Genomic DNA, 26277 nt, shown 5'->3' with positions numbered 1-26277 from the left:
CCACATCTGAAGGATGGAGGCAATTGGATATGCCCGATTTCCAAGGGGCAACCCGCCCTGCTCTGTCAAATGCCCATATATTGACCAGTTTGCACAGTAGTTTCAGTTGAGTTGAGATGCTAAGGGCGGCATTATGTAGTTCAACATAGTTCGGGTGCATTCGGGGGGACAGCCTGCGCATGAGAATAGAGACCTACGCGGAAAAAGTGGCTGATGGCGTGATCCATGTTTTGGGAATTGCCTTTGGCGCAGCTGCTACCACTGCCTTTGTGATGGTTTTGTGGGCGGCTGACGACTATGCCCGCCAGATCAGCATTTACGTTTACACAGCCACACTGCTGGCCATGCTGATCTGTTCTGCGACCTACAACATCCTTGAAAAAGACAACAAGCTGGGTCTGCTCCGCCGCCTGGACCACTCTGCGATTTACTTCCTGATTGCAGGGACTTACACGCCGCTGTGCCTGATGGTGCTGGGTGGGTGGCTTGGTATCTCCATGCTGATAGGTATCTGGGTCTGCGCCATTGCGGGAGCCGCCATCAAGATCCTGCATATGCGGCAGTTGGATAAGCTTGCGGTGCCGATCTATCTGGCGATGGGCTGGGTTGGCTTCTTTGCTGTTGTGCCGATTTACAACGAGCTTTCCGTTGCAGGCTTTACGCTGCTGGTGACCGGTGGTGGTCTCTACACTGTTGGGACGCTGTTTTACATTTGGAAGAACCTGCCATTCCAGAACGCCATCTGGCATGGTTTCGTGCTTTCAGCTGCGGCCTGTCACTTTGCCATGATCATGGTGGATGTGGCCCTGCCCGGACTGGCTTAACACCCAGTGATCCTTTGCGGGAGGGGCCATGCCCCTTCCCTGTCTGCTGGTTCAGACACTTCCCTCCGTCTCCACCACCAGCACACGCGCTTCGCCTTGCGGATGGGCGACATGTTCGGTGCCGATAGCGGCAAAAAAGATATCTCCCGGCTGCATCATTGCAGAGAGTTCTTCTCCCTCTTGCCGGTACTTCATCTCAACTGTACCATCCAGAACCACGAAGACCTCTTCCCCATCATTGATATGCCATTTGTATGGTTTATCGGTCCAATGCAGGCGCGTTGTAATGCCGTTCATGTTGGCGATGAGCTGTGCACTCCACGCCTTGTCTGCCGTAAAGTCAGAGCCTCTGATAATTGTCGCCATTGCGCCTTCCCCTCTCAACACCACTCAGAAAGTTGGAGTGATCCTATTGATTTTAAGGGTTTAATATTTAACAGTGTAGTTTCAAATTCCGCCAATGTGACCTAGCTTTCTGCCAGAAGCCCTGGGTTTGCGTAGATCCCAGCTGTGTTTCAGCATTGGTATTTTTCATAATGATATTTCATTTTCCCGGAGTTCTTCATGACAGATACTGCCCCGAACCTTGTTCCGGTCTTTGACGGCCACAACGATACGCTCCTCTCACTGGAGCGCCGGTCTCAGACGCCGAAGGAACGCAGTTTCTTTGAGGAGGCCAGCTACGATCACATTGATCTTCCGCGCGCGCGTAAAGGCGGGTTTGCCGGTGGTTTGTTTGCCATGTTCACCCCATCTGTCAGAGCCAAGCCGAAGGAAGGTGAAGAGGTCGACTTTAAGAGCCCTGAACACTTCAAAACGGTGCCGCAGAAGGATGCGCTGGACTATACGCTGAAGCTTTTGGATATCGCCGAAGACCTTGAAGCCAAGGGCGACGGTGCGGTGAAGATCTGCCGGTCTACCGGTGCTATCAAAGAGGCTATGGATGCAGATCAACTGGCCATGGTGCTTCATGTTGAAGGGGCTGAGTGCATCGATAAGGACTTTGAGGCTCTTGAGCTGCTTTACGAGCGTGGGCTTCGCTCTATTGGTCCTATGTGGAGCCGTGAGACGATATTCGGTTACGGCGTGCCGATGGAGTTTGAGCATAGCCCAGACATTGGTCCAGGCCTGACTGAAGTTGGCAAGGAGCTGGTGCGTCAGTGTAATCAGCGCGGCATTCAGCTGGACGTTTCTCACCTGAACGAAAAAGGCTTCTGGGATCTGGCGAAGATCACTGACAAGCCTATCGTGGCGAGCCACTCTAACGTGTTCAAGATCTGTCCGATGAGCCGTAACCTGACAGACAAGCAGCTGGATGCGATTGCGGAATCCAAAGGTCTGGTGGGGATCAACTTCGCCGTATTCTTCCTGCGTCCTGACGGTCAGCTCAATCCTGATATGCCACTGGATGTGATCCTGCGCCATGCGGACTATCTGATCAACAAACTGGGCGAAGACGGGGTTGCTCTTGGCTCTGATTATGACGGCTGTCTGGTTGCCAAGGACATTAAGGATGTGGCTGGCCTGCCCAACCTGATCAACACATTCCGTAAGGCTGATTTTGGTGAAGAGCTCATCGCCAAGATTGCTCACAAGAACTGGATCAGTGTGCTGGAGCGCGCTGGGATTTAAGCAAAACTCATAGTGGATGGCCTTTCTGACAAGCATGCGCTTAGATTGGCCATCCGGTGAGCGGTTTTAGTTCCTTCAGCACAAAGTTACTTTCCATAGCTTTGATGCCAGGCAAGCGCCGCAGAGTATTCATGGAGAACTCTGCATAAGCGTCCAGGTCCTCACAGACAACCTGAAGCACGAAGTCCACTCCGCCGCCGACAGAATAGCAGGCGATGACCTGCTCAAGCTTCAGCACTGCTTCTTCAAACTCGACGGCTTGTTCCACATTGTGTGCATCAATCTGGATGGTGACAATGACAAGCACACCAAAGCCGAGGGTTCGGCGATCCAACCGAGCTGAGTAGTCGCTGATCACCCCTTCCTGTTCCAGCCGTCTGACACGCCTCCAGCACGGCGATGTGGACATACCAACCTTTTCGGCGAGCTCTGTGTTGGAGAGACGCCCTTCCTTCTGAAGAACCCGCAGGATCTTCTTATCTGCGGCATCTAATTGAACAGCTTGCTTTTGCATTTCGCTCTTCGCCAACAACATTCCCCATTTCAGGTAAACCCTACCCAATTAGGCGCCAGTACTGGTAGACTCTACCCACTTGAAACTCATTACCGGTCAAAATAGATCAGATCGCCTCTGCTCGTCCAGATACTATCCTCTGAACAGGAGGTAGTATGTTTATGAGTCAAATCGAAAAGCAGCCATTGCGAGGTGAGCAGGATTTGCGGCTGGCTGTTGTGGTAGATCCAGATTTGCCAGTTGGCTTACTTGCCAACACTGTAGGTGCCATATCTATCGGGATCGGAACTGAGAATGCAGGACTTGGTGGTGTCACTCTCACAGACGGTGATGGTGCGTCTTTCAAGAGCAGTGCAGATCGGCCTGTCCCCATTCTACAGGCCAATAGTGATCAGATGCGCGTCGTCCTGGAGAAGTCTGCTGCACGCCTTGATCAGATGACACTGGTTGTCTTTCCTGCCTTTGCAAGATCCATTCATACATTCGCGGACTATGAAGCGCTGGTACCGACACAGGCCCTTAAGAGCGAGAAGATCGATGGGATAGGGCTTTGCGGTCCCAGCAAACTAGTGCGCTCTCTGGTGGGGTCTTTGAAGCTGCTGAGGTAGTCCTCAGAGCATCAAAGCAAAAAACCCCGGCGCATAACACCGGGGTTTTCTCATTTCAGAAGATCTGATTGCCTGGCTTATGCTGGCTTCAGAGCCGCCGCTGCAAGCAGTTCTTTGGTGTAGTCTTCTTTCGGGCTGGAGAAGATCTCTTCTGCCAATCCCTTTTCAACCACTTCACCTTTCTGCATCACCATCACGGTATCGGACATGGCGCGAACCACTGCCAGATCGTGTGAGATGAAGAGATAGGTCAGACCATGTTCTTTCTGCAGGTTACGCAGCAGCTCCACCACCTGCTTCTGTACGGTACGGTCCAACGCGGAGGTTGGTTCGTCCAGCACAACAAGCTTCGGATTAAGGATCATGGTGCGTGCAATCGCAATACGCTGACGCTGACCACCAGAGAACTCGTGTGGATAGCGGTTGCGCATTGCCGGATCCATAGACACTTCTTCAAGCGCCTGGATCGCCCGCTGATCACGCTCTTTCGCTGAGAGCTGAGGCTCATGCACCAGCAGACCTTCGGTGATGATCTGGCCCACGGTCATACGTGGAGACAGAGAACCGAATGGATCCTGGAAGATCAGCTGCATTTCTTTACGAAGCGGCTGCATCTTCTTTTTGGTTGCACCGGTGATGTCGTTACCGAGGTAAACCACACGACCACCTGCGGTTGGCAGAAGCTGAAGGACTGCACGGCCCAGAGTGGACTTACCGGAACCGGATTCACCCACGATGCCGAGGGTCTGGCCTTCACGCACTTCCATGGAAATGTCGTTTACAGCGCGCAGAACGTGGTTTGGCTTGAGGAAACCTGTTTCGGTTTCAAACTCAACCCGCACGTCCTTTGCATCCAGAACAATCGGGTTGCTGTCAGGTACAACAGCTTTAGAACCGGTTGGCTCTGCGTCCAACAGCATCTTGGTGTAGTCGTGTTGCGGGTTACCAAAGATCTCTTTGGTGTTGCCCTCTTCAACTACTTCACCAGACTTCATCACGTACACACGGTCAGAGATGCGCTCAACGATACCCAGATCGTGGGTGATGAACACAACTGCCATGCCGAGGCGTTTTTGAAGATCTGCCATCAGCTCAAGGATCTGAGCCTGCGTGGTCACGTCGAGCGCAGTGGTTGGCTCATCCGCGATCAGGATGTCCGGATCGTTTGCGAGCGCCATTGCGATCATGACACGCTGACGCTGACCGCCAGACATCTCGTAAGGGTATGCTTTCACCTTACGAGCTGGCTCAGGGATGCCAACGAGTTCGAGCAGTTCAACCGCGCGTTTCTTCGCAGTTGCCCAGGTGTACTCACCGTGCTCAACCATTGGCTCACAGAGCTGACGCTCGATGGTGTAAAGCGGATCCAGAGACGTCATCGGCTCCTGGAAGATCATGGTGACTTTCGCACCACGGATCTTGTTGAGCTTGCGAATGGAAGAGCCGAGGATGTTGTTGCCACGGTAACGGACTTCACCATGAGTGATACCGTTGCCTGCCAACAGACCCATGGCTGCCATCATGGTCTGGGATTTACCAGAACCAGACTCACCCACAATTGCGACTGTCTCGCCGGCATCCACGTGGATGTTCACGCCTTTAACCGCGTGAACCATGCCGGTGTTGGTTTCGAAATCGACTTTCAGGTTGTCGATTTCGAGAACAGTGTTTTCGTTAATCTTGCTCATTCTGCCCTCTTATCGATCCTTAGGGTCAAGCGCATCGCGCAGACCGTCGCCGATGAAGTTCAGCGCGAACAATGTGGAGGTGAGGAAGATTGCCGGGAACACCAGCATCCATGCTGCACCTTGCAGGTTACGCGCACCTTCGGAGATCAACACACCCCAAGAGGTCATTGGTTCCTGAACACCAAGGCCCAGGAAGGACAGGAAGCTTTCCAGCAGGATCACTTTTGGTACCAGCAGGGTCATGTAAACAACCACTGGGCCAAGAGTGTTTGGAATGATGTGACGCTTCAGAATACCGCCACCTTCAACACCCATAGCTTCTGCTGCCTGAACGTATTCCTGACGTTTGATGGACAGGGTCTGGCCGCGAACAATACGCGCCATATCCAGCCATTCCACCGCGCCCACGGCAATGAACATCAAGATGAAGTTACGTCCAAAGAACACAACAAGCATGATCACGAAGAAGATGAATGGCAGTGAGTAAAGGATGTCTACCACACGCATCATCACCAGATCGACTTTGCCGCCGAAGTAACCGGAAGCTGCACCCCAGAATACGCCGATGCTGATCGCAACGAAGGTTGCCAGCAGACCGATGGTCAGGGACACACGACCTGCAATCAACGTACGGGTGAGCATGTCACGACCGTTTGCATCGGTGCCGAAGTAGAAGTGCATGTACTGAATATCAGCAGTTACAGTTGCGCTCTTCTTGTCAGCGGAGATGTTGGTGATTGCTGCACTTTCGAACAGGTCAGAGCGGTCAAAGTAACGTGCGTACCGTTCATCCAGTTTACGGCGGGATGTTACGGTTGCAGTCACCTTGCCATCGGTCAGCTCATAGCTTTCGACGGTCATACGAGCACGCTTTACGATCTTCTCAAAAGCTGGCTGGATCTCATCCTGTTTCGGATAGGCTTCCAGGCTCGCAGGTGTCTTCACGTAGTCGCGATAAACCTGATCATATGGGTGCGGAGACAACATTGGGCCAATAATGGACAGCAGTGTGATCACTGCCAGCACGATCAAAGAGGTCACTGCTGCTTTGTTTGCGAGAAGACGATCACGGGCGTCATCCCACAGCGAGCGGCCCATTTTTGGGGCTTCTGTCAGCTGGTCGGAGGTAACACTCATAAACTACGTCCTCAGTCAAAACGCACGCGAGGATCAAGCATTGCGTAAAGCAGATCCACGATGAGGTTGAAGATAATGACGAAACAGGCGACGACCACAACAGTACCCATAACGAGTGTGTAGTCACGGTTCAGAGCGCCCTGTACGAAGTAACGTCCAATGCCCGGAATGCCGAAGATGGTTTCGATCACCACGGAACCAGTCAGCAGAGCTGCAGCTGCAGGGCCGAGGTAGGAAACAACCGGCAGGATCGCGCCACGCAGAGCGTGAACGACAACGACGGTGTATCCGGACAGGCCATAGGCGCGTGCAGTACGGACGTGGTTGGAACGCAGTGCTTCGATCATGGAACCACGGGTCAGGCGTGCAACAACAGCAATCTGCGGAAGAGCCAGTGTTACGACAGGCAGAACCATGTTGACGAAGGCGCCCCCGCCCCAGCCCCCAACAGGAAGCCAGCCATAATGAACACCCAGTATGAGTGTCAGAATTGGTGCCACAACAAAGTTCGGGATGGTCACCCCGAGTGTCGCAACGGCCATCACAGAGTAGTCGACGCCTTTATTCTGGCGCAGTGCTGCGATAACCCCCAAAAACCCACCAACAGCCAAGGCAAGAGCCAGTGCGGAAAGACCGAGCTGCATGGAGATTGGAAGACTTTGGGCGAAAAGTTCATTGATCGAGAAATCTCGGAAGAAGAAACTTGGACCAAAATCACCGGACAATACGCTCTTGAGATAAATGAGGTACTGTTCCCAAAGAGGTTTGTCCAAATTGTAAATCTTGTTCAGGTTCTCCATGACCTTTGCTTCCAGTGGACGTTCCAGATCGAACGGACCACCTGGCGCTACGCGCATAAGGAAGAAGGAAATGGTAATGATCAAGAACAAGGTCGGTATCGCGCTGAGCAATCTGCTCAGGACATAGCGTAACATGGGCCTTGCTTCTCCAGTTGTTTATCGTTTTTATTTACCGATAGTTCACAAAAATGCCAGCCATGAGCTATCCTGCATGACTGGCATTTTCTGTCGCGTTAAAGATTACTTGTTAATCTTGACGAAGCGGCTTGGATGCACGTCCAACAGGTTGGATTCGAAACCAGAAACCTTATCGGAAACAAGGTTCTTGGAGCCGTAGTACATCAAAGGCAGGAATGGCAGGTCACGCATGAAGATAGTTTCAGCTTTCTTCAGGATTTCTGCGCGCTTTTCAAGGTCAACAGTTACTGCTGCTTCGTCCATGAGTGCATCGTACTCAGGGTTTTCGTAGCGAGCGTAGTTGAAGCCGGTGTTGTCGCTTTCAGTCATGAACAGGAAGTTCTGTGGGTCGGAGTAGTCACCGATCCAACCTGCACGAGCAACGTCGAAATCACCACGGTCACGCAGGTGTGCGTAGTGGGTCTTGGTGTCAGTGTTCAGCATGGACACTTCAACGCCAAGAGGCTTCCACATGTCTGCGATCGCAACAGCAGTGTTCTTGTGGTTCTCAGAGGTGTTGTAACGGATTTCAACCTTCAGAGGGTTGCTCTCGTTGTAACCTTTGGACTCAAGAATTTTCTTAGCTTCTTCTTCACGGTCGAGCAGATCAGTTTCTGCCCAGGAAGAGTATGCTGGGTCGCCGTAGTTGTCGATTCCTGGAGGCACGAGGGAGTATGCAGCAACCATGGTGCCGCCCCAGATGTCTTCTGCCAGGAACTCACGGTCGATTGCCATGGACAGAGCCTGACGTACATCAGGGTCTTTCATAGCTTCGGATTCGTGGTTCAGCGCGTAGTAGTAGGTGCCCAGGTAAGGCGCTACTTTGAACTGGTCGCCCAGCTCGCTACGGATGAACTCGATCTGCTCCAGTGGAGCGTCGTTGTTGGTGTCCAGTTCGCCAGCCTGGAAGCGACGAAGAGCTGCACCACGGTCTTCAGTTGGGTAGAACTTAACTTTGTCCAGAGCAACGTTTGCTGCATCATGGAAGTGTGGGTTCTTAACTGCGGTCACTGCATCGTTAGGAACGAAGCTGGACAGTACGAATGCGCCGTTGGTTACGATGTTTTCTGGCTTAACGAAGTCAGAACCATACTTTTCAACGGATGCAGGGTGTACTGGGAGACCGGACTGGTGCGCCAGAAGCTGGATGAAGTAAGGTGTTGGAGCGTGCAGCTTGATTTCAAGGGTTTTGTCATCAATTGCTTTAACGCCGAGCTTCTCACCTTCCATGTCGCCTTTGTTAACGGCTTCGGAATTCAGGATTGGGTAGAGAACGTTTGCGTATTTCGCACCGGTCATTGGGTTCATGATGCGGCGCAGAGAGTAAACGAAGTCACCAGCAAGAACTGGGTCGCCGTTTGACCATTTCGCGTCGTCACGCATCTTGAATGTGTATGTCAGACCATCGTCAGAAACAGTCCAGCTTGCCGCCGCGCCAGGGATGATTTCGCCCTTCGCGTTGTAAGCAACAAGACCTTCGTAAAGATCACGCAGGATGTGAGCTTCGTAGGTAGTAGATGTCTTATGCTGGTCAAGAGTTTCCGGGTCAGCGGAGTTACCACGGTTGTAAACGGTTTCAGCCGCAGCAGATAGCGAAGTAGCAGCTACAAGAGCTGCAGCTAGCGCTGACATACGAATGGACTTGATCATACAGATCTCCCCTCTCCTCAAGTTACATTCCGCCAGATTTGGAGACTGGCAGTTCGCAGCAACATTTCACTGTTGCGTTATTATAGCAAGTGTCGAGGGATCAAAATTTCCTCGCAATCGGAGATTATTTTAATCTCTTATTTGAATAATAAACGTTTATGGAAGTATTATTTCTAAACTTAGCTCAAATGCGAACTTTTATTTCAAGTTCCGTTGCTGAATCTTTTCCAATCGCGTCACTATGACGCTCGAGGTTTGTCGCCCCCATTTTTTCACAGGCGTGGCAAAAAACTTTAACCTCGGCTCATTTGTGGTAGAGCACTACCAACAAATCTACTCCTAGCGTTGAAATGCGCTGCTTCAGGAATCTGGAAAGACTGGCTTAATGGCACCACCGCTTCTTCATGTGCGAGACATACACCTTAACTTTGGGACGACCCCTCTTCTTTCGGGTGCAGAGCTGCAAGTCGGGGAAGGCGAGCGGATCTGCTTAGTTGGTCGGAACGGGTCTGGCAAGTCGACACTGCTGAAAATTGCCGCCGGGCTCACAGAGCCGGATAAGGGGGAGTACTTTTTGCAGCCAGGGAGGACAATTCGCTACCTGCCGCAAGAGCCTGACCTTTCGGGGTACCCAACCGTGCTTGCCTACGCTGAAGGTGGACTGGCGCCGGGCGATGATCAATACCGGGCAAAATACTTATTGGAGATTTTGGGCCTGACCGGGGATGAAGATCCGGCGACGCTTTCTGGTGGTGAGGCAAAACGGGCTGCGATTGCGCGCGCGTTGGCGCCGGAGCCGGACATTTTGCTGCTGGACGAGCCGACCAACCATCTGGACCTTCCCGTGATTGAATGGCTGGAATCTGAGCTGAAGCAGATGAAGTCTGCCATTGTTCTGATCTCACACGACCGTCGTTTTCTGGAAAACCTGTCTCGCGTAACCTACTGGATCGACAGGGGGATCTCCCGCCGGATGGACCAGGGGTTTGCCAAGTTTGAAGAGTGGCGGGACAAGGTTTTTGAAGAGGAAGAAAAAGAGCAATCCAGGCTGAACGAGAAGATCCGGCAGGAAGAGCATTGGATGGTTTATGGCGTGACGGCGCGTCGTAAGCGGAACATGCGCCGGGTGCGGGAGTTGGCTGAGCTGCGTCAGAAGCGCAAGGAGCATAAAGGCCCGCAGGGCACCGTGAAGATGGCGGCCACTGAGGGGGATATCTCCGGCAAGCTGGTTTCTGAAGCCAAGGGCATCGGCAAGACCTACGAAGAGCGCCCGATCGTCAAGAACTTCTCCACCCGCATTTTGCGCGGAGACCGGATTGGCTTTGTGGGGCCAAACGGTGCTGGCAAGACCACCTTGCTCAAAATGCTGACCGGCGAGCTGGCTCCAGATACGGGCACTGTGCGCCTTGGCGCCAACCTGCAGATGATCACGCTGGACCAGAAGCGCGAGAAGCTTGACCCGAATGACACGCTCGTCAACGCCATGACAGGTGGTAGCGGGGACATGGTTATTCTGGGCGACACCTCCAAGCATGTCATGAGTTATCTCAAGGACTTCCTGTTCAAGCCGGAACAAGCGCGCACCCCTGTGCGTGTGCTTTCGGGCGGGGAACGGGGACGCCTGTTGCTGGCGCGTGCGCTGGCTGCGCCTTCCAACCTGATGGTGCTCGATGAGCCGACCAACGATCTGGATCTTGAAACGCTGGACCTGCTGCAGGAGCTGATTTCTGATTATCCCGGCACTGTTCTGCTGGTGAGCCACGACCGTGACTTCCTTGATCGCATTTGTACCAGCGTGATCACTATGGAAGATGAGAGCGGCAACTGGGGTGAGTATGCGGGCGGTTACACCGACATGGTGCGCCAGCGCGGTGAAGGGGTGCAGGCGCGTAAAGCGGCCAAAGCCGACAAGCCGGCAAAGGAGGATAAGTCCCCTGCTCCAGCTGCTGCGAAGAAGGAGGATAAGAAGTCTGGCCTCAACTTCACGCAGGCGCACCGTCTGAAAGCCATTCCGGGTGAGATGGAAAAGCTGGAAGCGAAAATTGCCAAGGCTCAGAAGGAGTTAGAAGACCCGAACCTGTTTTCCGCCAATCCGGATCGTTTTCATAAAGTGACGAACGCGATTGGGAAGTTTCAGGAAGAGCTTGGCGCGCTGGAAGAAGAGTGGCTGGAGCTGGAGATGCTGGCCGACGAGGGTTAACCCTCTCTTATCACTAGAGTATTTCAAGAGGCTTCGGAGCGATCCGGAGCCTTTTTTGCTTTGCGTTGTTTTGTGCGTTCATTTGCGTTCTTCAGGGATATTCTGCGTTCTTCCCGAAACGGTCACGTAGTACCCGATCAGACCTTATCCCCCTGCACGGGCTTACTCGTCGTGGTCAATCAGGTGCGTTCCATGGGTGATAGCGCTGCTGGCGCGGATGGCCGCTGCGATGAAAACCACTTCGGCGAGCTCTGCATCGGTGGCACCACAGACCTTGGCGTTCTCGCGGTGGATCTCGATGCAATACGGGCATTGGGTGGTAAGAGCGGCGGCGAGGGAAATGAGCTGCTTGTTCTTTTTGGAAATCGCGCCGTCAGACATGGCCTCCGCGTTGAAGGCGATAAACATCTTCCATGATTTCCCGGTGGCCAAAGAATTGAACTTCTTCAGCTTGCGCATATTGTCCATGGAGAACATTGGCATGGGCGACCTTCCGGTTGGCTCAGGTGTTTCCCGGCAATTAAAACAGGCTGCGCTTAATAACTGCCGATGAAACCCGTTCAGCTTTAATCAGGATCAGATGGGTCGCCTTCACTCTTTATTTCGATAGTGGCCGCAGGCGCTGGTTTGCGGTGGGCGGTCCCGCTGTTCAATCTTTCTTGCGCGGCTGTCTGAACTTCAGGAATTTTCCGACAATGATTGCGGTGAGCACGACCATGTAGAACTGTCCTGCCAGCCCAACAATCATGGCGGCTTTTCGGGCGATGGGCGTTAAGGGCACGATGTCGCCGTAGCCGATGGTCATCAGGGTGATGAAGGCGGCGTACATGAGCGCTTCTTCCTGCGAGCGGGTCTCTATGTTTTCAATGGGCAGGCCTTTGAAGGAGCCCGGGTGCATGTGCTCTATTAGTATAAAGAGAAAGAACGAGACCATGCCGATGGAGATGTAGCCACTAAGCACGCCCAGAACGACACGGTAGTTCTCTTCCTGCGTGACCAGCATTTCGTCAATCAGCACAATGGCGACCACCGCATGAAAGGCAAAGTAGATAGCGATCTGCGGAACCAGCGGGTCAATTGTCGGGAAGATGGGCGTATCCAGAAACGCCAGCACCAACGAGCAGCCCAGCAGAACAGCCACCAGCCGGAAGAACTGCGTCTTCTTGAGGGTGATCAGCATGCCGGTGGCGATGTTGAAGATGTAAAACGCGCTGAACACGTGGGCTTCCAGCGTCTGTCCCGGCAGGATCAATGACCCGAACATGAGCATCATCTGGCTGAAGAGAAATACCTCAACCCGATGATTAAACAGATCCTTCAACCGCTTCGACCGCACCGGTAGCCCCAGTTTCTTTGATATTTACGGTCAATTTTTGCAAATGACTGCTAAAAAATGGGAAATCCTGAGGGTTGGTTGGCCCATGGTTTTTGGGAGGTCGTGGTGTATTGAGAGGAGCAGAACCACGCATTTCGCCAGTGTCATGACACCCTAGCGCTCTCCTCCCTCCAATGCCATCTCCCTAGCGGCATCATCCGCGCGCGCTCCTCAGACATCACCTCCCCAGCAACATCATCCACTCACCCTCTTCTATCGTCATCCCGGCCCCCGAGCCGGGACCTAGGGCCACAAACACAAACGCTGCTTGAACACCAACCGATGCTGCACTCACATTGAAGAGCGTGGGAACGCAATAAAGCAGAGAGGCTCCACCGTGCCACCCTGGGTCCCGCATCGCGCTGCGCTTGTGCGGGATGACGGCTGGGGGGGGAACGCGCAATCGCATCACCTCACCACAACGCCATGACGTCGCCAACCATCTCCGCTCCAACGCAACTTCCCCACGACATCACCTCTCCACTGACATCATCCACGCGCCCTCCTCTGACGTCATCCCGGCCCCCGAGCCGGGACCTAGGGCCGCAAACACAGACGCTGCCTGATCACCAACTGATACCGAACTCACATTGGAAATTATGGGAACGCAATAAAGCAGAGAGGCTCTGCCATGCCACCCTAGGTCCTGCATCGCGCTACGCTTGTGCGGGACCTAGGGGGAGAACCGCAAACACATCACCTCAGCACTACGCGATAGTATTGCCAGTCAACAACGCTCTGGCGCCCCCTCCCCACCGACGTCATCCCGGCCTCCGAGCCGGGATCCAGTATTGCAAACAAAGTGATAATTGAAACATCGATCTATTTCTTATTGCTCAACGTTTGGTAAAACTCAGCGATATCAGGATCGAGGTCTAGGTCCGTAATTTTATGAATTAGCTTGATGCCCTTATCCATTATCAAGCCATCTTCATCCGCATAGAATCTTTGCCTTAACTCATACAGATATCGGCTCTCAGGGATTTTGAAATTCTGCTTAGACTTATTTACAGTCGAGAACAGAGCATGAGCGACGAGATCAGCAATCTGCAACAGGCTCTCGTCTTTTTTAGCCACTGCACTTAACTTATCTGGATCGATAGCCTTCAAAAATTTAGCATTTTCATGAAGCGGCTTTCTTTGACATACCCGAACAAAGTTCTTTAGCTTTTCATATTCAAAGTTGCCTTCTTCAAAGACAATCTGAACATTTTCACTCGAAATGCCATGCTCTATGAGTGCTTCACCAACTCGTTCCAACAAGTACTTGCAGCATTTATTATAGAACTTATGTGCCTTTGCTTCGATGCTATCCGTATACCCCTTCAAAGTAGGTTTATATGATAGAACGCCGAAACATTGGACACCTAACTCAGAAACTTTACGCGCAAAATAGACCTTCCTTTGATGATTTAAGTCGCGACAATGCAGTTCTTTGACTTGTAGCTCAGTCTTGATACGCTCAAGTTCTTCGCGGATTTGATTGATGCGAGAACAGGGAATAAGAGCCGCTCCTAGAGACATATAAGGAGATGCTCCGTGGCCTGCTCCATCCGCTGAACGAACTTTCTCGATGCCGGCTTCTCCACTCTCATCAACGACAAGAAGAAACTTCGTCACGCTATGCTCCAATATACAATCAAAGAAACTTATTACTAAAAATTACCAGTATAAAGTGTAGGCGCAATATGACACTTTGGCTTGCAAGATATCAGACCAGAAGTGCTATCAGCTTGACCAACTTCATCATGGATCCCGGCTCGGGGGCCGGGATGACACCGGAGGGAGGTTGTTGCTTTGCCAATCTCCAGTTGAAATAGTCCCCGCCTTCCACCAATCCACACCCTTGGCAGAAGTGCCGATTTGACAAGTTGGGTGTTTCATTCCACATTCATGTGTGAGGCGTCGAAACCTCAATACAAGCGGTAACCGCTCCCGTAACTAGCGGATTTTTTGTGCCTTTTTTCTGGAAGTGCGCAAACCCTTTGCTATGAGCGGGAGGACGGTGAATACAACACTTCCTTCGGGAAGGAATAAGCCTGCCTGCCTTGTATCAGGTTTCGAACCTCCCGCTCGCCAGTGGGTCGTCGAAAGCTAGACTGACGCGCGGATCTTCAACTGCCAGATACAAGAGGCATTGAAATGACCAGTTCCGCCTGCGCATGTCGCGCCACAAATACTTTCCAAAATGAAATTGACGAAGTGATCGTCGCTGCATCTGATTTGCAGAACCTTGCCTATATGCAACAGCTGTTGCTGAGCGAGCGGATGCAGGACAGCTGTGAGCGGGATGCTTTGTTCACTTTGCACTATGCCTTCCGCGACCGGCTGGAAGCGCTTCAAAAAAGCTGCGGACATATTTTTGAGGCGTACTCCTCCTCGAACGCTGTCAGCAGTTTTCAGGAGTACGCCCGGGAGCAGGTCGCTCATCCGCAGCCCAAAAGCACAACAGTGCCGTTTCCAGACAAAGCCGGTTCCTGACGCTCTCAGGCAATCGGCTTTTTTAGTGATCATGCGATCATCGTGATGGGCTGACCATCGCGCAGGTCTCGTGCAGGATCACTGTGCTTGAGCGTTTGATACACACGTGTCACACGCTTTGGTGCCTGAGGTGAAACGCACTTACACCCCGCATCTCGCCAAGGGTGCCCTGCTGGTCTGCGGTGCTGTTGTGGCATTCGCAGGCCAGCATCTGTTGATGCTGCATGTGGGATGCAAACATAGCAAGATTTGCAAAGCCCGTGGATGAGGCATGGCCTAGGGTGGTGGGGCTTTTTCCTTCCCAAGCGAGCTGTGCCTTTTATGTATTACTGTTTGTTTTCGCCGTGTATTTTCATTAGTCCAGCCCCAAAAACTGCCTGTGCTTTTACAGGGAATGCTGTAGGTTTTCATCAGGCATGGGAGGCTGGTTATGCGGCATGAGGCTTTGCAGAAGAATATCTATACGCAGCGGATCAACCGGGCGATGGATTATATTGAGCGCAACATCTGCGAGGAGCTTTCTCTTGCGCAGATTGCGGATGCGGCCTGTTTTTCTCCCTATCACTTTCACCGCATTTTCCGGGCTATGACCGGGGAGACGGTAAACCAGTTCACCAGTCGCCTGCGGGTTGAAAAGGCGGCGCGGCGGCTGAAGCAGAACCCATCGATCTCCATTACGGATGCGGCGCTGGATATGGGCTTTGCCTCCCCTTCCACCTTTGCGCGCTCGTTTCAGGCGCGGTTTGGCATGCCTGCCAGCCAATGGCGGCGGGATGCAACGGCCTCGGTTGAGGCGCGGGCCAATGAGACCATGTTTTTGGAGCGGCCCCGGTCTGGTTTGGTGGCCGACAAGGTGGAAGTGGGCAAGCTGGAGCCGCGCACGGTGGCTTATGTGCGGCGCACCGGCAACTTTCAGGAACGGCCTGAGATTTTTGGCGAGGCGTTTGGCACGCTGATGGCGTGGGCCGGGCCGCGGGGGCTGGCGCATGGGGCGGAGATGATGTGTCTGTTTCACGATGATCCGCAGGTGACGGATGCGGAGCTGATGCGCTTCAGCTCCTGCCTGACTTTGCGCGGGCCAGCGGATGTGGAAGGTGAAGTGGGCAAGATGGTGGTTGGCGGCGGGCGTTATGCCTGCGGGCACTTCGTGATCACCCATGATCAGTCGCAGGCGGCGTGGGAATATATGTTCGGCGACTGGTTGCCTCTAAGCGGCTATGAGCCGGAGAACATCCCCTGCTTCCAGCTGTACCCTTCCATGACCGGTGAGATGGGGCCACATGAAGTGGTGATCTGCATTCCGGTGCGGCCGCTTTCGTAAGCCGGTTGTACGCAAGTTGCGCCTGCGGTTTATCGCGGGGTTAAGATGCGTGGCCTTAGGTTCCGGTGGTGTTGGCTGGTTCGCGAGAGGTTCATGGTCTTCGGCTGGATATTCAGGCGCCTGTTGTTCTATCGCCTCCTGACCCTGTGCAGGATGTGGGGCTTCTACCTGTCCCTGCTGCTATGGGCGCGCAAGGGGCTGTATCTGGGGTTGCTGGCTGGCGTGCTGATGACGGCACTGACGTTTGCTTATGCTATCGGGATCTACTGGGTTACGAGTTGGGTCTACAGCCAGTCAGAGGGCTATCTGCTAGCCGAGATGAGCTGCTGGCTGCTGTGGTTTCCGCTGGTGTGGATGGCCGCACTGGACACGCAGCTTTACATGGTCTGCCTGCGCACACCGAACCAGAGGGTGCTCGGCAACCTGCTTTCCACCTGGGCCTATGAGGAGAAGTTTCTGGCGCATCTGGACATGGTGCGCGAGAAGGCTGGGCGGTGAAACCTTCGTGCCTTAGTCGAGAATTTAAGCACAACTCAAGATTGTTTATTGGTGCTGCCGCTGATAATCATTACGCGCAAATGCACCCTTTGGGGGCAGTTGGATTGACACCCGTCACAGATACAAAAGGATGCTGAAGGGCAGTGCTAGTGGGCTGCAATGATCAGCTTTGATATTGGCACATGGAAGCAAAGCAAGAAATGAATAAGTGGGAAACAAGGTTACAATATGCGAGTATCATAGGTATCATTTTCATACCACCTTGCGCCTACGTGGTTGCCCAATACCTTTTAGTCATCTCACCTGATCCAATGCCGTTTATTGAACAATATGCTTTTATATTTTTTGCCTTGTGGTTTTTCTTTATGACCGTAGCTATTCCAATAGTTTCCGCAAAGTGTAACTTTCGAAAAATTTATGACTTTGACAATAAATCAATAATAACAGCCGCTATTGCTTCTATTATTGGATTTCTATTTCCATTTTATTATGGCGGTTACTACCCACTCAATAAACATATATTAGATGATCCCACCATATTTAATTATATAGTTATTTACGTGGTTCACGCAGTTACTGGAGGGAGCATTTCATTGGCTGTTTTTAGTCTTTTTAGCTTTAAACAGAACCATGAGTAACTAATGTAATTTGATACATACACAGATCTGCGACTAACCAAAGATCTTATCGATATCGTCTTGTGAAAGCAGTTTCCAGGTGCCCTCTTCGACGCCGTCCAGGGTGAGGCCGCCGAGCTGGGCGCGGTGGAGGGTTGTGACGTGGTTGCCGGTGGCGGCGAACATGCGGCGGACCTGGTGGTAACGGCCTTCGTGGAGGGTGAGGCGCGCTGAGGTTTCACTCAGGACTTCCAGTTCTGCTGGTTTGAGCGGATTGGTCTCGTTTTCTAGCATCATTTCACCGGAGGCAAACAGGTCGCCTTCGCCGCCAGTCATCGGCCGGTCGAGTTCAACCTCGTAGATCTTTGCAACATCTGCCTTGGGCGAGATGATCCGGTGCAGGAGCTTGCCGTCATCGGTGAACAGCAGCAGGCCGGTGGTGTCCTTGTCCAGTCTGCCGACGAAGGACAGAGCGGGCTTGCGGACACGGTAGCGATCCGGCAGCAGGTCGAAAACCAGCCGCCCGCGATCTTTCATGGAACAGGTATAGCCGAGGGGCTTGTTGAGCAGGATGACGGAGCCTTCTGGCGGATCCAATGGCTCGTCATCAAACAGGATTTCATCATGAGGCAGCTTGCTGTCGGCTTTGATCGCGTTCCCGTCTTTGTCGGTGACCCAACCATTGCGGATGGCAGCCTGCATTTCTTTGCGGCTGCCGTATCCCAGATTTGCCAATAGCTTCACAAGTCTCATGCTCGTTTCACCCTTTAAAGACGATTTATGCAAGATCATCAGGCTGTGCGCTGCACTCCTGATTGAATTCTGGATCCCCGATCAAGTCGGGGATGACGAGACTGCGTGGAGCATTCTTGAGTTAAAGCTCATCTCAAACATCCACGCAGATCAACTTTCACCGCCTTACTTATTTGCCTTGATGGCCCGGATGACTTTGTAGCCGCCCTGATCTGCCATGATCTCGTAGGACGCGAAGACTTTGTCCAGCGTTGCTTCGTATGGCAAATGGCGGTTGGCGACCAGCCAGAGGTGGCCGGACGGGCGTAGGGCTTTGGCTGCGGCTTTGATGAAGCCCTGTCCGATGTCGGCACGGTCCTGCTTGCCACCTGCGTGGAATGGCGGGTTCATGACGATGAAGTCATACGCGCGGTTGAGGCCCTTGGTGACGTCCTGCCAGATAAAGTCGACGGCGACTTCGCCTGTCTTGCCCTTCAGGTTGGTTTCAGCCAGATCCAGCGCGCGCTTTTCAGCTTCATACAGATCCACCGCTTTGACCTTGTTCACCTTGACCACTTCAGAGGTCAGGTAGCCGAAGCCAGCGCCCAGATCAGCGCCGCGGCCCGGCAAGCGGTCCGGCAGAGTTTTGACCAGAAGCTGGGAGGCTTTGTCGATGTGGTCCCATGCGAAGACACCCGGACGGCTCATGAAACGGCCATCGAGGATTTCACGTGGGGCATCCAACTGGCTCCATTCGTCCAGCAGTTGCTGGTTGATGGTGTCTGCTGAGACTTCCGCCCAGAACACACGGCATTTGTTTTTAGAAAGCTTGCCAGCGTTGCCTGCCAGTTTGGTCAGGTCGCTTTCTGCTGTCTTTGCGCCTTCGGTGTTGGAGACGGCGGCGATGACGATACCGCCCTCACCTGCACTTTTGACGGCCTGCGCCATGAGAGCACGGGCCTCATCACGCTGGCGTGGAGGCAGAACCATAACCAGCGGATAAGTACCGGAGGCGTCTGGTGTGACAGTGAAGCCTGCACGTTCCAGATTGTCTTTGTCTGCAGCGAACGTCTGCTGGCAGACCACGCGGGATTTGTCCATGGCATTCATGGCAAAGCCCATGCGGGCGCGCAGGAACAGAGCCTTCTGGTCTGCACTGCCATCTTCAAAGAAGTCGAGACTGCCGTTTTCAAAAGGCAGAAGAAGCGTATCGAGAGCCGGGTCTTTCATGAGACTGATCTGCCTTTAAGAGGTGTGCACGATTTCGCGGGTTTCGCGGAAGCTGATGTCAGGGTTCTTTTCGCCCACATAGCTTACTTCCCAAGCGTTCTTGAAGAGGTAAACAGGCTTGTCGTCACGGTCCAGCGCCACATGTGCGCGGTTGGTCTCAAGGAACTTGTCCAGCTTGAGCGGGTCTGTGCACTCTGCCCAGCGGGCGGTGTTGTACATGACTGGCTCAAAGCCGATTTCTGTCTGGTATTCTGCTTTCAGGCGATCCACCACAACGTCCAGCTGGAGCACGCCGACCACGCCGACGATCCAGTTGGTGCCGATGGCTGGTTTGAAAATCTGCACCAGACCTTCTTCTGCCAGATCTTCCAGACCTCGGCGCATCTGTTTGACGCGCATGGTATCTGTCAGGCGCACGCGGCGCAGGATTTCCGGCGCGAACGCCGGCAGACCGGTGACGTGGATTTCTTCACCCTCAGAGAGCGTATCACCCACACGCAGCTGGCCGTGGTTTGGCACGCCGATCACGTCGCCCGGATAGGCTTTTTCCGCGATTTCACGCTCTTCAGCAAAGAAGAAGATTGGTGCGGATACGGTGATTGGCTTGCCTGCACGCACGTGCTTGAGCTTCATGCCGCGCTTAAAGGTGCCAGAGCACAGGCGCACAAACGCGATGCGGTCGCGGTGTTTCGGGTCCATATTCGCCTGAACCTTGAACACAAAGCCTGTGACTTTGTTCTCTTCCGGCACAATGGTACGGCCACCGGTAGCTGGCTGAGAGTGCGGAGACGGCGCGTGGGCTGCGATAAAGTCGAGGATCTGGTCGATACCGTAATCACGCAGAGCGGAACCGAAGAAGACGGGTGTCAGGTGACCTTCCAGGAAGCTTTCCTGATCGAACTCAGAGTAGCCTGCGCCACCGAGTTCCACGTTTTCTTCTAGCTCATCACGGATGTTGTCGAACAGTTCACCCACCAGCTCAGGGTCTTCGAGGCCCTTCACGTCTTTGATGGTGTCGAGCGGACCGCCGCGGCCCTCAGTAGAGGTGAAGAAGCGGTTGCCGATGTGATCGTAAACGCCGAAGAAGTCAGAGCCCATGCCCACTGGCCAGCTCATCGGGGTGACGTCCAGCGCCAGCGCTTCCTGAATCTCGTCGAGGATTTCCAGTGCGTGACGGCCTTCACGGTCGATCTTGTTGACGAAGGTGATGATCGGAATATCGCGCAGGCGGCAAACTTCAAAGAGCTTGCGGGTCTGGCTCTCGATACCTTTTGCAGCATCGATAACCATGATTGCAGCGTCCACCGCTGTCAGCGTACGGTAGGTGTCTTCAGAGAAGTCTTCGTGGCCCGGTGTATCCAGCAAGTTATAGATGATGCCGTTACGCTCGAAGGTCATCACGGAACTTGAAACGGAGATACCGCGTTCCTGCTCAATCTTCATCCAGTCAGAACGGGCACGACGGCGTTCACCACGGGCGCGGACCTGACCCGCAGCACGGATCGCGCCACCACCCAGAAGCAGCTTCTCGGTGAGTGTGGTTTTACCCGCATCCGGGTGAGAAATAATCGCGAAGGTGCGGCGTGCCTCATAGGCCTGTGTGCCTGCTGTGCTCATAGAGCCTCCTTTTGCAGGCAAACCCCTGCATGATCTTTTAAAGCAGATTTGAGGGTATCCATCTGACGCGCAGGTCTGAGTGTCCTTTCCGGCAAACTCCGGTCCGAAAATTCCCGGAGCTTTTGAAGGACATCGTGCAGGCGCAAAATCTGCTGAAACTTTTGTCGGATTGGGTCTTACAGAATGTGCCTGCGCAATGCCAGCCCTTCCCTGAACTTTTTCCGCAAGGCATGGCTGCCCTGCAAGCTGTGCGACCATTCCGGTAAGTTCTCCGGCCACGACCCCTTCATCGCATAAATGCGCCCTAAGAACCCGGTGGCACAGTTTAACCTCTCGCGGAGGATTGTGAGAGTAAGCTGAGATACGTCTGGATAACTTGTTTTTGTAGCATGTCGCGCAGGAGGGGCACACGTGAGTAAAAACAGAAACGCACAACCTGAAAGACCTGAAGAAAATATTGCTTTGACCTCTGCATCCTCAAAGTTTCCTCCCATAACCATTGCTTTACCTGCCGGGACAGCCGCAGGTGATTTTTCTTATGTGGTCTATGGCAAGCACGAGGATGGCTGGGTCTACTGGGATTCGCAAAGCAAGAGCTACCACTCCTTTAATGCAATAAAGAACGGTTTTTGCACAGCCTGTGTCAACACCCCCGATATCTCCGGCTCATCTTCGGTAACTATCAACCTTCCGTATAGCCAGCCGCTGCCCAAAGGCGTTCTGGTGATGTTTCATGGTAAAACCAAAGGTATATCCGTTACAGGCAATGAACCGGCCATGCCTTCCCCGACCACGAATTCAGGTGAAAGGTTCGGACTGTTTGAAATCAACTATGTGGCGGATCAATTAGATATCGATATAACAAACATCGATCAGCTGAGTTTGCCGTTTACGGTGGAGAGCAGCCCGGCTCCCTTCCCTCTCAGCAACGTGGGCATCCCGCTCACTCAAGAGGAACTGATCAAGCGCTTTAAGGGCACGTTCAAGCCGTCATCTGAGTTTCATCAATGCCTTGATGTCACAAACAAACAGCTGATTGCGCCACAGGATCTGTTAAGCCCCAAAACTGCTCCCGATGCCTTATCATACGCGGCCCCTGCCTTACAGACACCATCCTCCCCAAATGCATTTGAGAACAAATCCTATTTCTACACAGTAGCAGAAACATCCCACACCGGTGAAACCCCGGTGTCTCCTCCTGTGTTTGGCGGGTTCCTTCTCGATAAAAAAGGACAGGCAAACGCCTATGCCATTTCAATTGGCTGGCAACAAAGCGGCAAGCCTGCTGCCTATCATTCACGCAACTCCTGTGCCACAGGACTAAAAATTTACCGTGCGGAAGTGCCAGCTGTCAGAACGGGAGACCCTGTTCCCGCTGCTCCTGCGAACCTCTCGGATTATAAACTCCTGAAAAGCATAAGTATTGCAGACTGGAATAAACAACCCGGATTTACCTACAAGGACGACAGCGTTCACTACGAAAACCCGTTTAAGCACCCGCATGTAAATGACTTTAGCTTTAACTCCCTTTCAAACTGGTTTGATCAGCCACTCGTGGACTTCTTCACAAACTATGAGACAGAGACTTTTGTTCTTTATCAGTTTCCTCAGTTAAACGGATCTCCTCACGGAACGCTATGGACAGGACACGTCAACTGCGTATCGCCGAACAAGGGACAGGCAATCACCGACCAAAAGTATGTAGATGAAAAAACAGGAAGCAAGATATCGCAGCGACCTGGCAATGGGGAGATGGTAGCCGGAAATATATGGTACTTCAACTTGTTGGAAATGCCGTTGACCCCAATAACTACAGCAATTCTCAGCTTTCTAAGGCTTCCGGATTAAAGAAAGGAGAGTTTCAGGGAACCGTATTGAACATCTACTTCCCTTATTTCTACGAGAATGCCGGACCTCTTCACATACTCCCGGAGCCTCCGATTTTTAAAAAGCAGTTTGCAGGAGGGTCGTTGCCACCAGCACCTGAAAAACTGCAAAACTCAGGTTATTCACCCAGTGAAATGGTGTTTGGCTGTAGTGGCACCTTTGCCTTTTTGACTGACCCTGATGCGCTTGCACAGGCAAATGGCGGATTGCTGGCCTCCAGAGCACTTGCCAACATTCAGAACATTATTGTCTCTGCACTGAATCGCGGTATCGCGAAAGCGCATGTTTATGCAGTAGGCCCTCAGCAATATACAACTCACTATGCATTCTCAAAGAAACCGGTGGCGCTGCAAACAAGTCCGGCGGACAAGTGCGTTCCTGCGGGAACTTACACCTACTATCTGGCTGGTGTGCTCAATGACGGCTCCGTAACGGCCCTTTCTGTGCCTCAAACCATTGTTCTGCACAAAGCAGCTCAGGTCGAGCTGAGTTGGTTGCCACACCCAAAGGCCCTTTACAAGGCCACTCGCATTTACAGGCAGTCTCAACTCGGTTTCTTCGTTTTGGTTGGCGAAGTGGTCAACACAGGCCAACCGCTGACCCATCCGTTTGTGGATACAGATGATGTCAAACAGGTGGCCCCACATGAGTTTTACCCCGGAATGGGTTCATCTGATGTGGCACACTGTAATGAATACTCAGGCTTCCTCCACCGCAACTGGAGCAGAGACAATCCGAACGGAGTCAGTATAAACAGTTTGGTCTATGGCTTTCCCTATGACGATCAGGGCAGTTTTTCAACTAACATCGACTATCGCAATAACCTGCCGACGCAGATTACCGTGACCATCAAGGGCTAAGTATGTATCTCAGGGCGCTGGATGCCCACTAGGCAAGCCCCGAAAACAGGCAGAAACAGTGACTGACACCCCGCCCCAGATCTGTGCGGCGATAGTGTCTGCGTGCAAAACGGGTGAGCTTTCGGAGGAGATCCATCATTCCATCGCCAACCTGTCAGAGCGGTCGGACCAGATGCAGGATGCGATGCAGGCATTTTTGAGCCAGGTTCGGGCGGGGTAAGTTAGTTCGATCTCTATCGAAACATCGCTTAAGTGAAGTGGGTTAGAGCTTGAGGTGGGTTTTCCATCTCAAGCTTCAGGAGCGTATCGTGCTGCTCAACTATCTTTACTCAGAGTTTTATGAGGAACAGGTGTTCCTTGATCTGCTTGGTCTTTCTTCATCCGACTGGCAGAGCCTGCTGGAGCGACGGGTGATGCCTGCTGCCTCCTATCTTTTCACCAACAGCTCGCTATGTGTTTCCTTCTTCGGGCAGTATCAGGAACGGGAGCTTTATCGCTTTCACCTGAAGAGCCATCGGCGCTGGTTTGAGGATCTGCAATGCTTTGGCCTGACGCAGGAGCAAGCGGCTAAGGCATTCTTCTTCTCCCGTTTCCGCAGTGCCAAGGAGGCGTTTCTTGCCGGAGAGCTGGGCGCGCGCCTGCACGCACTGCATCCTGATGTGATGGCTGCTTTTGATGGCGATCTGGAAGAGCGCACCTGGGGCCATTTTCTCAACGGCACCTATGGTATCTGCACCCGTGACGGTCAGCCGGACACGATCTTCCAGAAACAGGCTGGCGTGCGGTTTATTGAGAAAATGACAGAGGCTCAGCCTCACCAGTTCTCAAAGGAGCACCTTGGGTTACTGCGGCAGACCGTGGACTTTCTGGACGCCGTCGAATCCGACTTCGCCCCGCATGAGGTAAGTCAGTCATCGAGACAGCGCTGTATCATCGATGTGCGGGAGCGATATTTGGCGGAGCGGGTTGCGGCTTAGTTTCCCTCGCAGGTGGTTTTCTCAAGCAGGTGGGCCCAGACGTTCTTTGGAACGGCGATTGAGAATTTGTTTTGGGCGGAGGCGACCATGATGCCGGTGAGTTTGAGTTGGCCGTTTTCTTCCACCATGACGGGGCCGCCTGAGCCGCCATAGTTGGTGTCGCAGCTGGTGAGCCAGAGGTTGCCGCGGTCTTTGTAGAGCTTGCAGTTTTTATCTGCGGCGAGCAGGAACGGGCGGTCTCTGGCGTATCCGGCGCTGGTAAGGTCAAGGTTCTGCGTCACTTCCGGCGCTTTGCTGATGACCGGCATTGGCGGCACATCCAGCGGTTTGGAGAGGATGATCACACCCACATCAGTTGCGGCGTGTTTCAGGGTCGGGCGGTTGGTGAAGGCGTAGCCATCCAGCAGATGGGTGCAGGCGGCGGTGGTGTGGGCGATAAACTTATCTCGGCGCACGCCTGCTACGAAATTGATCTTGGACGGCACATGAGCTTTGCCGGTGCGCGCGTTGTAAAGGCAATGGGCGGCGGTGATGACCATACGGTCGGAGATCAGGGTGCCAGAGCACATGGAACGGGAGCGGAACCCGGCGACGTTGACGCGGCCAATGGCGTTCCACGGCTTATCCCAGCTGTCGATGATCTCGCGGTTATCTTCTCCGATGATGCCGGGGAAGAACTTTTCCGATTTGCTAGATTTATCCTGAGCCAGAGACGGGCCAGCGCTCAGGCCCACCATGAGAAGTGCAGCGCTGAGCACGCATTTGGAGAGAGCATTCAAAAGCATATGCAGATCCTGCTGAGCCGGTACCGGCGAAAACATCCCTGCATTTATAGGCGGCTTGCGAGCATTCGCCCAGAGCTAATTGGTGCCTGCAGTTTGCCTGTTACTCGGCTTTGGCTTTCGCGTCAGCGCGGGCCTGCGCGATGACCGGCAGATCCATGTTGCCGTCCTGGAACTTGAAGTTGAACTGGATGCGGCTGATCTTCCACGTGCCGCCTTCATGCACCAGTGCGATGTTGTAGGTACCATAGACCACCCAAAGATCACCACCCTCTGCACCATCTATGAAATGAGTGGCGGTGGCGTGGACTTTCACGTTGGCTTTTTGCTCTTTGGATTCAATGAGCGGATTGCCGATCTGGTGGTGGGTCTGGTCGAAACCGGGCAGCAGCTCTTTCCAGGCTGTTGTGATTTCGGCTGGTGTCAAATCCACGGGTTCCCCTGCACCGAAGGAGGAGTAATCCAGATGCACGCGGCTGGTCATGACACCTTCGACGGACTCCCAATTTCGGTCGTCGACATCAATGAAGAAACGACTTACGCGATTTTGGATTGGCCCAATAGTGTCCATCTACATGCTCCCAGCTGGTCAGGGCATCCTATGATGCTCTAACTGTTCGTTTTCGCGCGTATCCATAAGCCGAAATCTGGTGTGCGTTTCAGGGATAAG

26 protein-coding genes are annotated in these 26277 nt (G+C 53.2%); 12 read left to right on the top strand and 14 right to left on the bottom strand.

The features are described from left to right. The first annotated feature begins 179 nt into the window (after window positions 1-179). Entirely contained in the window at window positions 180-824 is a 645-nt protein-coding gene (locus tag PSE_RS11685) for a hemolysin III family protein (protein WP_014285057.1), read from the top strand. Window positions 825-875: 51 nt separating this feature from the next. Here PSE_RS11685 and PSE_RS11680 read toward each other — a convergent pair whose 3' ends face one another. Beyond that, window positions 876-1190: a cupin domain-containing protein gene (locus PSE_RS11680; RefSeq protein ID WP_041768371.1), complete on the bottom strand. Its 315-nt coding sequence runs from the start codon at window positions 1188-1190 to the stop codon at window positions 876-878. 198 nt (window positions 1191-1388) lie between these two features. Here PSE_RS11680 and PSE_RS11675 point away from each other — a divergent pair, with 198 nt between their 5' ends. Then, entirely contained in the window at window positions 1389-2456 is a 1068-nt protein-coding gene (locus PSE_RS11675) for a dipeptidase (protein WP_014285055.1), read from the top strand. A 40-nt stretch (window positions 2457-2496) separates the two neighbouring features. Here PSE_RS11675 and PSE_RS11670 read toward each other — a convergent pair whose 3' ends face one another. Next, window positions 2497-2970 (bottom strand): Lrp/AsnC family transcriptional regulator, encoded by a 474-nt coding sequence (locus PSE_RS11670; protein WP_041768973.1) that lies wholly within the window; start codon window positions 2968-2970, stop codon window positions 2497-2499. 161 nt (window positions 2971-3131) lie between these two features. Here PSE_RS11670 and PSE_RS11665 point away from each other — a divergent pair, with 161 nt between their 5' ends. Continuing rightward, window positions 3132-3578, top strand: coding sequence for a DUF2000 domain-containing protein (locus tag PSE_RS11665; RefSeq protein ID WP_014285053.1), 447 nt, complete (start codon window positions 3132-3134; stop codon window positions 3576-3578). A gap of 77 nt (window positions 3579-3655) precedes the next feature. Here PSE_RS11665 and PSE_RS11660 read toward each other — a convergent pair whose 3' ends face one another. The 4 genes from PSE_RS11660 to PSE_RS11645 all read right to left on the bottom strand — a co-directional run bounded on the left by PSE_RS11660 (window position 3656) and on the right by PSE_RS11645 (window position 9030). Then, window positions 3656-5266 (bottom strand): ABC transporter ATP-binding protein, encoded by a 1611-nt coding sequence (locus PSE_RS11660; RefSeq protein ID WP_014285052.1) that lies wholly within the window; start codon window positions 5264-5266, stop codon window positions 3656-3658. A 9-nt stretch (window positions 5267-5275) separates the two neighbouring features. Beyond that, window positions 5276-6403: an ABC transporter permease subunit gene (locus PSE_RS11655; protein ID WP_014285051.1), complete on the bottom strand. Its 1128-nt coding sequence runs from the start codon at window positions 6401-6403 to the stop codon at window positions 5276-5278. Between the two features lie 11 nt (window positions 6404-6414). After that, window positions 6415-7338, bottom strand: a complete 924-nt coding sequence (oppB, locus tag PSE_RS11650; RefSeq protein WP_008549535.1) for an oligopeptide ABC transporter permease OppB — start codon at window positions 7336-7338, stop codon at window positions 6415-6417. Window positions 7339-7443: 105 nt separating this feature from the next. Then, a complete protein-coding gene (locus PSE_RS11645) occupies window positions 7444-9030 on the bottom strand; it encodes a peptide ABC transporter substrate-binding protein (RefSeq protein WP_014285049.1) in 1587 nt (528 codons plus the stop codon). A 385-nt stretch (window positions 9031-9415) separates the two neighbouring features. Here PSE_RS11645 and PSE_RS11640 point away from each other — a divergent pair, with 385 nt between their 5' ends. Next, on the top strand, window positions 9416-11230 hold the full coding sequence (locus tag PSE_RS11640) for an ABC-F family ATP-binding cassette domain-containing protein (protein ID WP_193384392.1): 1815 nt from the start codon (window positions 9416-9418) through the stop codon (window positions 11228-11230). 162 nt (window positions 11231-11392) lie between these two features. On the opposite strand, the gene PSE_RS11635 is transcribed toward PSE_RS11640, so the two are convergent. The 3 genes from PSE_RS11635 to PSE_RS11620 form a co-directional block, all read right to left on the bottom strand. Next, complete coding sequence (locus PSE_RS11635) at window positions 11393-11713, bottom strand: carboxymuconolactone decarboxylase family protein (protein WP_008549612.1); 321 nt, start codon at window positions 11711-11713, stop codon at window positions 11393-11395. Between the two features lie 166 nt (window positions 11714-11879). Further along, entirely contained in the window at window positions 11880-12494 is a 615-nt protein-coding gene (locus tag PSE_RS27655) for a potassium channel family protein (protein WP_244421376.1), read from the bottom strand. Window positions 12495-13427: 933 nt separating this feature from the next. Next, a complete protein-coding gene (locus PSE_RS11620) occupies window positions 13428-14225 on the bottom strand; it encodes a DUF3800 domain-containing protein (RefSeq protein WP_014285046.1) in 798 nt (265 codons plus the stop codon). Between the two features lie 522 nt (window positions 14226-14747). Here PSE_RS11620 and PSE_RS11615 point away from each other — a divergent pair. The 5 genes from PSE_RS11615 (at window position 14748) to PSE_RS11600 (ending at window position 17543) form a co-directional block, all read left to right on the top strand. Then, a complete protein-coding gene (locus PSE_RS11615; protein WP_008549762.1) occupies window positions 14748-15086 on the top strand; it encodes a hypothetical protein in 339 nt (112 codons plus the stop codon). Between the two features lie 106 nt (window positions 15087-15192). Beyond that, window positions 15193-15354, top strand: a complete 162-nt coding sequence (locus PSE_RS27300) for a hypothetical protein (protein ID WP_158309188.1) — start codon at window positions 15193-15195, stop codon at window positions 15352-15354. 162 nt (window positions 15355-15516) lie between these two features. Then, window positions 15517-16407 carry a GyrI-like domain-containing protein gene (locus PSE_RS11610; RefSeq protein ID WP_014285043.1) on the top strand — a complete coding sequence of 297 codons (891 nt, stop codon included), beginning with the start codon at window positions 15517-15519 and terminating at the stop codon, window positions 16405-16407. A gap of 93 nt (window positions 16408-16500) precedes the next feature. Then, complete coding sequence (locus tag PSE_RS11605; protein WP_041768368.1) at window positions 16501-16905, top strand: hypothetical protein; 405 nt, start codon at window positions 16501-16503, stop codon at window positions 16903-16905. Between the two features lie 182 nt (window positions 16906-17087). Then, window positions 17088-17543 carry a hypothetical protein gene (locus tag PSE_RS11600; RefSeq protein ID WP_148266138.1) on the top strand — a complete coding sequence of 152 codons (456 nt, stop codon included), beginning with the start codon at window positions 17088-17090 and terminating at the stop codon, window positions 17541-17543. A 33-nt stretch (window positions 17544-17576) separates the two neighbouring features. On the opposite strand, the gene PSE_RS11595 is transcribed toward PSE_RS11600, so the two are convergent. The 3 genes from PSE_RS11595 to PSE_RS11585 form a co-directional block, all read right to left on the bottom strand. Continuing rightward, window positions 17577-18275 carry a pseudouridine synthase gene (locus tag PSE_RS11595; protein WP_041768364.1) on the bottom strand — a complete coding sequence of 233 codons (699 nt, stop codon included), beginning with the start codon at window positions 18273-18275 and terminating at the stop codon, window positions 17577-17579. A 165-nt stretch (window positions 18276-18440) separates the two neighbouring features. Beyond that, window positions 18441-19484 (bottom strand): class I SAM-dependent methyltransferase, encoded by a 1044-nt coding sequence (locus PSE_RS11590; RefSeq protein WP_014285040.1) that lies wholly within the window; start codon window positions 19482-19484, stop codon window positions 18441-18443. A 15-nt stretch (window positions 19485-19499) separates the two neighbouring features. Further along, window positions 19500-21101, bottom strand: a complete 1602-nt coding sequence (locus PSE_RS11585; RefSeq protein WP_014285039.1) for a peptide chain release factor 3 — start codon at window positions 21099-21101, stop codon at window positions 19500-19502. Window positions 21102-21512: 411 nt separating this feature from the next. Between PSE_RS11585 and PSE_RS11580 the strand changes: the two genes are divergently transcribed. The 3 genes from PSE_RS11580 (at window position 21513) to PSE_RS11570 (ending at window position 24825) form a co-directional block, all read left to right on the top strand. Beyond that, window positions 21513-22949, top strand: coding sequence for a hypothetical protein (locus PSE_RS11580; RefSeq protein ID WP_014285037.1), 1437 nt, complete (start codon window positions 21513-21515; stop codon window positions 22947-22949). A 122-nt stretch (window positions 22950-23071) separates the two neighbouring features. Further along, complete coding sequence (locus PSE_RS11575) at window positions 23072-23848, top strand: hypothetical protein (protein ID WP_014285036.1); 777 nt, start codon at window positions 23072-23074, stop codon at window positions 23846-23848. 308 nt (window positions 23849-24156) lie between these two features. Next, window positions 24157-24825: a DUF6058 family natural product biosynthesis protein gene (locus tag PSE_RS11570; RefSeq protein WP_014285034.1), complete on the top strand. Its 669-nt coding sequence runs from the start codon at window positions 24157-24159 to the stop codon at window positions 24823-24825. Here the strand turns inward: PSE_RS11570 and PSE_RS11565 are convergent. Both PSE_RS11565 and PSE_RS11560 read right to left on the bottom strand, forming a co-directional pair. Then, on the bottom strand, window positions 24822-25610 hold the full coding sequence (locus PSE_RS11565; protein WP_158309187.1) for a serine protease: 789 nt from the start codon (window positions 25608-25610) through the stop codon (window positions 24822-24824). The genes PSE_RS11570 and PSE_RS11565 overlap by 4 nt on opposite strands. Before the next feature lie 100 nt (window positions 25611-25710). Next, on the bottom strand, window positions 25711-26178 hold the full coding sequence (locus PSE_RS11560; protein WP_083416553.1) for a nuclear transport factor 2 family protein: 468 nt from the start codon (window positions 26176-26178) through the stop codon (window positions 25711-25713). Window positions 26179-26277 lie beyond the last annotated feature (99 nt).

The organism is Pseudovibrio sp. FO-BEG1 (assembly GCF_000236645.1).
In the GTDB taxonomy this organism is placed as follows: Bacteria; Pseudomonadota; Alphaproteobacteria; order Rhizobiales; family Stappiaceae; genus Pseudovibrio.
Note: the sequence above shows the minus strand (reverse complement) of the source record. Positions and strands in the feature narration are given on the sequence as shown.

Bases quoted from the DNA above. Each gene is read 5' to 3' on its own strand.
- PSE_RS11685 (WP_014285057.1), top strand. From the start codon at position 180: ATGAGAATAGAGACCTACGCGGAAAAAGTGGCTGATGGCGTGATCCAT.
- PSE_RS11680 (WP_041768371.1), bottom strand. From the start codon at position 1,190: ATGGCGACAATTATCAGAGGCTCTGACTTTACGGCAGACAAGGCGTGG.
- PSE_RS11675 (WP_014285055.1), top strand. From the start codon at position 1,389: ATGACAGATACTGCCCCGAACCTTGTTCCGGTCTTTGACGGCCACAAC.
- PSE_RS11670 (WP_041768973.1), bottom strand. From the start codon at position 2,970: ATGCAAAAGCAAGCTGTTCAATTAGATGCCGCAGATAAGAAGATCCTG.
- PSE_RS11665 (WP_014285053.1), top strand. From the start codon at position 3,132: ATGAGTCAAATCGAAAAGCAGCCATTGCGAGGTGAGCAGGATTTGCGG.
- PSE_RS11660 (WP_014285052.1), bottom strand. From the start codon at position 5,266: ATGAGCAAGATTAACGAAAACACTGTTCTCGAAATCGACAACCTGAAA.
- PSE_RS11655 (WP_014285051.1), bottom strand. From the start codon at position 6,403: ATGAGTGTTACCTCCGACCAGCTGACAGAAGCCCCAAAAATGGGCCGC.
- oppB (WP_008549535.1), bottom strand. From the start codon at position 7,338: ATGTTACGCTATGTCCTGAGCAGATTGCTCAGCGCGATACCGACCTTG.
- PSE_RS11645 (WP_014285049.1), bottom strand. From the start codon at position 9,030: ATGATCAAGTCCATTCGTATGTCAGCGCTAGCTGCAGCTCTTGTAGCT.
- PSE_RS11640 (WP_193384392.1), top strand. From the start codon at position 9,416: ATGGCACCACCGCTTCTTCATGTGCGAGACATACACCTTAACTTTGGG.
- PSE_RS11635 (WP_008549612.1), bottom strand. From the start codon at position 11,713: ATGCCAATGTTCTCCATGGACAATATGCGCAAGCTGAAGAAGTTCAAT.
- PSE_RS27655 (WP_244421376.1), bottom strand. From the start codon at position 12,494: ATGTTCGGGTCATTGATCCTGCCGGGACAGACGCTGGAAGCCCACGTG.
- PSE_RS11615 (WP_008549762.1), top strand. From the start codon at position 14,748: ATGACCAGTTCCGCCTGCGCATGTCGCGCCACAAATACTTTCCAAAAT.
- PSE_RS11610 (WP_014285043.1), top strand. From the start codon at position 15,517: ATGCGGCATGAGGCTTTGCAGAAGAATATCTATACGCAGCGGATCAAC.
- PSE_RS11605 (WP_041768368.1), top strand. From the start codon at position 16,501: ATGGTCTTCGGCTGGATATTCAGGCGCCTGTTGTTCTATCGCCTCCTG.
- PSE_RS11600 (WP_148266138.1), top strand. From the start codon at position 17,088: ATGGAAGCAAAGCAAGAAATGAATAAGTGGGAAACAAGGTTACAATAT.
- PSE_RS11595 (WP_041768364.1), bottom strand. From the start codon at position 18,275: ATGAGACTTGTGAAGCTATTGGCAAATCTGGGATACGGCAGCCGCAAA.
- PSE_RS11590 (WP_014285040.1), bottom strand. From the start codon at position 19,484: ATGAAAGACCCGGCTCTCGATACGCTTCTTCTGCCTTTTGAAAACGGC.
- PSE_RS11585 (WP_014285039.1), bottom strand. From the start codon at position 21,101: ATGAGCACAGCAGGCACACAGGCCTATGAGGCACGCCGCACCTTCGCG.
- PSE_RS11565 (WP_158309187.1), bottom strand. From the start codon at position 25,610: ATGCTTTTGAATGCTCTCTCCAAATGCGTGCTCAGCGCTGCACTTCTC.
- PSE_RS11560 (WP_083416553.1), bottom strand. From the start codon at position 26,178: ATGGACACTATTGGGCCAATCCAAAATCGCGTAAGTCGTTTCTTCATT.